The organism is Salinibacterium sp. NG253 (genome assembly GCF_015864945.1).
Classification (GTDB): Bacteria; Actinomycetota; Actinomycetes; order Actinomycetales; family Microbacteriaceae; genus Rhodoglobus.
Window position 1 is genome coordinate 1 of the sequence record NZ_JADYWF010000009.1, and the last position, 776, is coordinate 776.

Sequence of the window (776 nt, forward strand, 5' to 3'; positions counted from 1 at the left end):
CCCTTTTGGGGTTGTGGTGGAGGATACCGCCCGTATTTTGAGAACTACACAGTGGACGCGAGCATCTTAGATCTGACCGAAAGGTCGGATCACAAGAAATAAACGATGACCCTCACAGCTTTGGTTGTGGGGAATAATTCATTGGTCAATCTCGGCACTTAGGTGTCGCGATCGATTCTTATACTCATGTGATATCAATTTTCTAAGAGCAAACGGTGGATGCCTTGGCATCTGGAGCCGAAGAAGGACGTATAAATCTGCGATAAGCCTCGGGGAGCTGATAATAGAGCTTTGATCCGAGGATTTCCGAATGGGGAAACCCCGCTGGGCGTTGCAAGACGACTCAGTGACTCCCGCCTGAATATATAGGGCGGGTAGAGGGAACGTGGGGAAGTGAAACATCTCAGTACCCACAGGAAGAGAAAACAACCGTGATTCCGTTAGTAGTGGCGAGCGAAACCGGAAGAGGCCAAACCGATCATGTGTGATAGCCGGCAGGCGTTGCATGGTCGGGGTAGTGGGACTTTTCAGCTGTTACTGCCGTACAGCAAGGATTACAAAGTGATATAGACGAATGGGATTGAAAGCCCAGCCATAGACGGTGCCAGCCCGGTAGTCGAAATGTTGCAATGGTCCGAAGAGTATCCCAAGTAGCACGGGGCCCGAGAAATCCCGTGTGAATCTGTCAGGACCACCTGATAAGCCTAAATACTTCCAGATGACCGATAGCGGACAAGTACCGTGAGGGAAAGGTGAAAAGTACCCCGGGAGGGGAG

General features: G+C 50.9%; 1 rRNA gene. It reads left to right on the forward strand.

Features of this window, described 5'->3' with window-relative positions:
* Positions 1-192: 192 nt before the first annotated feature.
* Positions 193-776, forward strand: a 23S ribosomal RNA gene (locus tag I6E52_RS14235); the annotation flags it as partial.